The organism is Pseudomonas sp. GW821-FHT07E12 (assembly GCF_058986605.1).
This window is the reverse complement of the sequence record NZ_JBYSVX010000072.1, coordinates 1-6,282: the sequence shown is the minus strand read 5'-3', so window position 1 is coordinate 6,282 and position 6,282 is coordinate 1. Positions and strand designations below refer to the sequence as shown.

The 6,282-nt window shown below is 67.4% G+C and carries 7 protein-coding genes; all 7 read right to left on the bottom strand.

Annotated elements, in window-relative coordinates; translation table 11 throughout:
• Positions 1-99: 99 nt before the first annotated feature.
• The 7 genes from AC3WJE_RS20770 to AC3WJE_RS20740 all read right to left on the bottom strand — a co-directional run bounded on the left by AC3WJE_RS20770 (position 100) and on the right by AC3WJE_RS20740 (position 5,871).
• Positions 100-510, bottom strand: coding sequence for an EF-hand domain-containing protein (locus tag AC3WJE_RS20770; protein ID WP_493732745.1), 411 nt, complete (start codon positions 508-510; stop codon positions 100-102).
• 170 nt (positions 511-680) lie between these two features.
• Positions 681-1,403 (bottom strand): hypothetical protein, encoded by a 723-nt coding sequence (locus AC3WJE_RS20765; RefSeq protein WP_493732744.1) that lies wholly within the window; start codon positions 1,401-1,403, stop codon positions 681-683.
• 273 nt (positions 1,404-1,676) lie between these two features.
• On the bottom strand, positions 1,677-2,630 hold the full coding sequence (locus AC3WJE_RS20760) for an SMP-30/gluconolactonase/LRE family protein (RefSeq protein ID WP_493732743.1): 954 nt from the start codon (positions 2,628-2,630) through the stop codon (positions 1,677-1,679).
• A 12-nt stretch (positions 2,631-2,642) separates the two neighbouring features.
• A complete protein-coding gene (rlmM, locus tag AC3WJE_RS20755) occupies positions 2,643-3,686 on the bottom strand; it encodes a 23S rRNA (cytidine(2498)-2'-O)-methyltransferase RlmM (protein WP_493732742.1) in 1,044 nt (347 codons plus the stop codon).
• 153 nt (positions 3,687-3,839) lie between these two features.
• Positions 3,840-4,400, bottom strand: a complete 561-nt coding sequence (locus tag AC3WJE_RS20750) for a nucleoside deaminase (RefSeq protein ID WP_493732741.1) — start codon at positions 4,398-4,400, stop codon at positions 3,840-3,842.
• Positions 4,400-4,762 carry a hypothetical protein gene (locus AC3WJE_RS20745; RefSeq protein WP_493732740.1) on the bottom strand — a complete coding sequence of 121 codons (363 nt, stop codon included), beginning with the start codon at positions 4,760-4,762 and terminating at the stop codon, positions 4,400-4,402. The genes AC3WJE_RS20750 and AC3WJE_RS20745 overlap by 1 nt, the downstream gene beginning before the upstream one ends.
• 158 nt (positions 4,763-4,920) lie before the next feature.
• Positions 4,921-5,871 carry a DMT family transporter gene (locus tag AC3WJE_RS20740; RefSeq protein ID WP_493732739.1) on the bottom strand — a complete coding sequence of 317 codons (951 nt, stop codon included), beginning with the start codon at positions 5,869-5,871 and terminating at the stop codon, positions 4,921-4,923.
• Positions 5,872-6,282: the final 411 nt, after the last annotated feature.

Genomic DNA, 6,282 nt, shown 5'->3' with positions numbered 1-6,282 from the left:
GGCGCGAGGGGCTTTACCGGTAAAGCCCCTCGCGCCTGAAGGCGCTCCTACATGTGCATCGCGAGTGACGGTGAAGTCGAAAGCCGATGCGGTGCGCTGTCATTTGACCCAGTCGGCCAACTGCTCGCGACTGAGTTTGCCGCGATGGGGGGTGTCCAGCAGATTGAACTCTTCGGCCAGCGCCGCATTGGCCTGGGCTTCCTGGCGGCTGATGAAGCCGTCGCGGTCGGTGTCGAGCGCGTCGAAGTCGATGTGCGGGTGAGCGGTGAGGCTGTTCGGCTCGATCGAACGCACCGTTACCGGCGCTTCGCCGACCGGCACGGCGAGTTGGACTTCGTGGCTGACCTCGCCGTCGCTGAGCGGTTGGCTGCGCACGTTGGCCGGCGCCTCGTGCAGGGGCTCGGTGGTCGCGGTGTCCTTCGGGATCGCGGCGTAGCGCTGCGCCGCGGCGGGGCCGGCGGCGAGCAGGCCGCAGAGGGCGATGATGTGGATGTGGCTGGCGCGTTTCATGGATCCCCCGTATCGGCTTTGCAACGGGGGCTACCTTAGCCGCGATGTGTTGAAGATGCCGCGAAGTAGCCGCGGAATGCGTGATGGAGCGCGGTCGTAGAGCCGAGCTTGCTCGGCCGGGCTTTCCCGGGAAAACGTCAGTGGAGCAAGCTTCGCTCTATGATGGCGCGCTATCCCGGAATGAACGGGAACGCGATCTTCAACAAGCCCCTCAACCCACCCTCGGCCGTGCTGGCGATCGCCTTGGCGCCGAGGCTGTTGAGCGCGCGTCGCACGTCTTCCCAGCGCAGTTGCTTGAGATCCTTCTTCAGCAGGTCGGCCACTTCCTCGGCGGTGGGCGAGAGCTTCTTCAGCTCGCGCACGGTCGCTTCCGGATCGGGTTGCAGGTAGCCCCAGCGCTCGGCGATCTTCAGCAGCGTGTCGAAGCGCACCGCGACGACTTCACGGTTGCGCTCATAGACCGGCAGTGCGCCGACGTCGAGGATCGCCTGCTCGAACCGCTGCGCATCGTCTGGATGCTCGATGCGCACCGCGAGGAAGCCCTCCTTGCGGCTGCGTTCGCTGACGTGCTTTGCGCCCGAGCGCAGGTTGTCCTCGGTCAGCACGGTGGCGACGATCCGCTGCAGGGCCGCGTCGGCTTCCTCGGGTACCAGCGCGCGCCAGCGTGCGTAGCCGTCGCGGCGCAGCGCCTTGACCTTGGCAGGGGTGACGCGCAGTTGCAGCGCCACCGTGGCATTGGCGTCGCCGCGTGCGATCGCGCCGTCACGTTCGAGCAGCACGAAGATCAGCAGTTCCAGGTCGCGCTTGGGCAACGACTGGAAGCCCTGCAGCAACGTCAGCCGCAGGAATTCGTTGGCGAACCCGGCCGGGTCCTTGAGTTCGATCGCTTGCATCGCCGCTCCTCCACGGTATCGATGCAGGATGCCATGACCCGGTTGCATTGGATGAGACGCCTTGGAGTGGTGCGGAGCGCGTCATCCCCGCCAAGCGCTTTTCAGCAGCCGAAGTGCTTCACAACAGCCGAATGGCTGGTAATGGCTGGTAATGGCCGATCAAGCGGGAAGCGCCATTCAGCGGTCCGAAGAGCCGATCATCCAGCATCTTCGCCAGCCCAGGGCACAAGTCGCTGGGTCCCCGCCTGCGCGGGGACGACAGTGGGGGAGGGCTCAGCGTTCCTTCTTGCGCCCGGTCTCGCGGCCCGGGACCTCGCTGTGGAAGGTCTCGATCGCGCCGCGATCCTGCAGGGTGACGTACACCTGCCGGCCGTCCTTGCCGCCGAAGGCCAGGTTGGTCGGCTTGCGGCCTTTGAGCAGGACCGTGTGCAGCAAGCGGCCCTGTGGCGAGACCACCACCACGCTGCCGGCGTCGTAGCGGGCGATGTAGAGGTTGCCGTCACGATCGCAGCGCATGCCGTCCAGGCCGGCATCGGGAAACTCGATCAGCAGGCGCTTGTTGGAGATCTTGCCGTCGTCGTCGAGGTCGTAGACCCAGACTTTGCGCTGCACGCTTTCGTTGACGTACAGGTGGTCGCCGCGCGGCGATACCTCGATGCCGTTGGTGGTGCCCATGCCGGTTTCCAGCAGTTCGGCGCGGCCTTCGCGGTCGATCCGCCAGATCTGCCCGGTGCCCTGCGCCCAGTCCGGATCGCTGGCGTACAAGGTGCCGTCCGGCGCCCGTGCCAGGTCGTTGGGCTGGTGCATCCGCGCGTCGCTGGCGAAGGTGGAAACCTCGCGCGTGCTCGGATCGATCGCCAGCACCTTGTGGCCGGTGTAGTCGGCCACGTACAGGATGCCGCCCTCGCCGAAGCGCAGGCCGTTGCCGTTGCTGCCGGCCGGCAGGCGCACGAACAGTTCGGCCTGGCCGCTGTTGCCGTCGGCGCTGGGCGTGACCCGGCCGATGGTGCCGTCACCACCGAACGCGACCACGTACAGGCGACCGTCCCGGCCGACCGCAGGGCCTTCGATGCCCTTGCCGAATACGCCGTCGGGCACGTAGTCGCTGGCGACGTAGGCGGTGGGCAGCTTCTGCTGGCGCTTGCCGGTGGCGAACGCGCCGGTGGCCGCGCCCAGCAGCAGGGCTGCCAGCGCGATACGGATCAAGGGACGTGGACGGTGATGCATGAGTGCTCCAGGTCAGGTGCCTAACGCTGCAACAGTGATCTCTTCGCGGTCGTGGTACAGCTGTTTGGCGCGTATCCGCAGTGGCCTTCCGGCCTGATCCGCGAACAGTTGCAGGCACAGCTCGGTCTCGTCCCAGCGCTTCTTCATCGGCAGCTTGAGGTTGAAGATCGCATGCCGACACCAGCCCTCGCTGAACCAGGTCGCCATGCGTTCGGCCACGCGTCGAGGCTGTTCGACCATGTCGCAGACCATCCAGTCCAGCGGCCGCTCGGGCCTCCAGTGGAAGCCGTCGGCGCGCACGTGCTCGACCAGGCCGGTATCCAGCACGTGCGGGCGCAGCGGGCCGTTGTCGACGCTGGTGACGTGCAGGTGTTCGCGGGTCAGCACCCAGGTCCAGCCGCCGGGCGCGGCGCCGAGGTCGGCCGCGCGCATGCCGGGCTTGACCAGCGCCTGGTGTTCTTCTGGCGAGAGCAGCGTCATCAACGCTTCTTCCAGCTTCAGCGCCGAGCGCGAGGGCGCGTCCGGCAGCAGCTTCAGGCGCGGGATGCCGAGCGGCCAGGGCGCGCTGTCGCGGGTATCGGCGACGGCGAGGAACAGGTGGTCGCCCTGCACGAAGCACACATGCAGGCGTGGCAGCCGTTCCTGTGGCTTGTCGGTGAGCAGCCCGGCCTTGCGCAGCGCCGGCCGCAGCGCGTTGCCGAAGCTGCGCGCCAGCCCGGCCAGCGGTTTGCCGGAATCGGAATCGGGGTGTTCTACCCACAGATCGCCGAAGCGCGGCGCGCCTTCCAGCGCGGCGAGGATCGGGGTGATGCGGTCCTTCGGATCGATGCCGCGCAGTTCGGCCAACAGGCGCAGTTTCTGGCGACCGAAGATCAGCTCGCGCCACGCCAGTTGCCTGCTCAGCGCCTCGCTTTCATCGCAGACGAACACCACGTAACCGTCATTGCGCTGGGTACGCGCGTAGCCGGCGATGCCGGCCTCGGCGGCGCGCACCGACAGCTCGCTGGCCAGCTCGGGCTCGAAGCCCTGCCGGCAGTAGCACAGCAGGCCGTTCATTGCGTCACCGTGGGGCCAGCAGTGTTTTCTGGCTCGTCATCCCCGCGTAGGCGGGGATCCAGGGACTTTGCTTTCAATGGAGCAACGTCCCTGGATCCCCGCCTGCGCGGGGATGACGACATGTGATTGCGTGCTGCGGCGGACACCCGATGCTCAGTAATGATCGCCACCGCTTTCCCCATACGTGCGCAGCACCGCGCGCGCCTCGTCGCGATGCAGGCCGCACACCACTTCGATGCCGCGCTTGTTGAGTTCGCCGATCCAGTCCGCCGGCAGCGGGCCCTCGTCGAATGCGGTCAGCTCCATCACGTCCTCGGCGCTGGCACCGATCAGCAGCCGGTCGATGCCGGCCCACACGGTGGCGCCGTAGCACTGGCAGCAGGGCTGCGAGGAGGTGGCGAGCGTGACCGGCTTGAGCCGCTCGTTCAGGCGATGGGTCTGCAGGCGCTGCTGGGCGAGCATGTAGGCCATGTTCTCGGCATGCGCGAGCGAGGTGGTATGCGGTACCACCCGGTTCACGCCGACCGCGATGATGCGATCGTCCGGCCCGAACACCGCCGCGCCGAACGGGCCGCCGCTGCGGTGTTCCACGTTCAGCCGCGACAGTTCGATCGCCAGCGCGACCTTGGGCGCATCGCCGGGATAGGCGACGGCGGTGTCGACGTGCTCGTGGACCCAGGCGGGCAGGGTGAGATGGACTTGCGCGTAAAGCATCAGCGGACCGGTTCCGGGGTGTCGAGGGGGCGGCGCAGTGTATCGGCCTGGGTGTCCTTTGCGGTGCATTGGCCGGACACGCACTGGCAGCCGGTGATTTCGCGGAAGCCGCACACGCTCATGCGGCCGCTGGCACGGCATTGCGCCATCACACCTTCCGGATCGGTGCGGCTGGCGACGTTCACGCAGGCGGGGTAGGCGCCGCAGCAGTTGCCGACGTTCTTGACCGCGCAGTCGGCATCGGTATGGCAGGTGGTATTGAGCTGGGCCGGCGGACTGCCGGGCGCGGTGGTCTGCGATTGCGAGGCCGGGGCAGCACAGGCCGCCAACAGCAGGAGCAGGGCGGGGAACAGGCGTTTCATCGCGGGCTCCAGGGTCGAAGAGGCTCCGAATATAGCCATTCTTCCCGTAGGAGCGGCTTCAGCCGCGATGGGGCCTTAGCGCAGATCCCTCTGCAACAGCCCGCACATCCTTGTGCGGGGATTCAAATGGGCAAGCTTCATCGCGGCTGAAGCCGCTCCTACGAGGCAGGCTGATGCACCCTGCGCCGCTCCACATGCGCCGAGGCGCACCAGATCACGCCGCCGATCAGGCAGGCGATGGCGAGGCTCTCCAGCAGCGTCGGCAGCCGCCATTCCCACAGGAAGCCATACAGCAGCGCGAACACCGTCTCGAACACGATCATCTGCCCGACCAGGGTCAGCGGCAGCAGCCGGCTGGCGCGGTTCCAGCAGGCGTTGCCGACCACCGAGGCGAAGATCGCCAGCACCAGCCCGATGCCCCAGAAGCGCGCCCAGTCGGCCGGCAGATGCCCGACACGATCCAGCGCGAACGCCGGCACCGCCGCCAGCAGTGCCAGCGCGCCGGTGACGATGCCGGTCAGCAACGACCAGTCGCCGCCCGACAGGTCCGGCCGGCGCGACAGCCAGCGCGCATTGACGATCGAGTAGGCCGACCACGACACCAGCGCACCAAACGCGCAGGCCAAGCCGGCCGCGCGCGTGACCAGGCTGCCGGTCTCCTGCGTGCTGCCGTGCAGTGCCTCGAATGCGACCAGCGCCACGCCAAGCACGCCCAGCGCGGAAGGCGCGGCCAGTCGCGACAGCGTCACCGCGCCAGCCGCGCGCGTGCCGATCACCGTCACCACCACCGGCAACAGGCCGATGATCAGCGAGGTCGCCGCGACACCGGCCCACTGCACTGCCGCGCCCAGCAGCACGTAATAGATGAGATTGCCGAGCAGGCTGAGCCGCACCAGCGCCCACCATTCCGTGCTGCCGAGCTTGCCGCGCAGGCGCGACCAGCGCGGTGCCAGCACGCAGGCGGCCACCAGGCCATAGGCGAGATAGCGCGATACCGACAACTGCAACGGCGAGAAATCGTGCAGCAGCTGCGGCGCCAGGAACACCAGTCCCCACAACGCACCGGCAATCACGCCGTTGCTCACGCCACCGATCAAACGTTCACGCATCGCATCTCCTCCCTGGGATGGCGAGCATGCCGGGCATGCGTGTGAATTGCTTGACCCGGACTCCTGTGCAGCGTTCAGTCTGGGGGCTTCTGCTGGGCCGACGCTGCATCAGGACTCGAAGTGTCCGATAAGACTCGTCGTCTCCGCGGAACGCTTCGACAGCCGAATGACGGGTCAAGTGGGGATCCAGTGTCATTGCCTTTTGAGCACGAAGGTCGCTGGGTCCCCGCCTACGCGGGGACGACGGTCCATGGGCCTGTTCGCATTTGGGATAGGCGATGGCCTCTGACATCGTCCTGCTGCCGGTGCGACCGGCTTTTTTTGTGGGAGGGACTCTGGGTGGCCTCGGGCCATTAGTCCCGACGAGTTACCGGTACTGCCCGTCGGGACTGATGGCCCGGTCTCTTATCC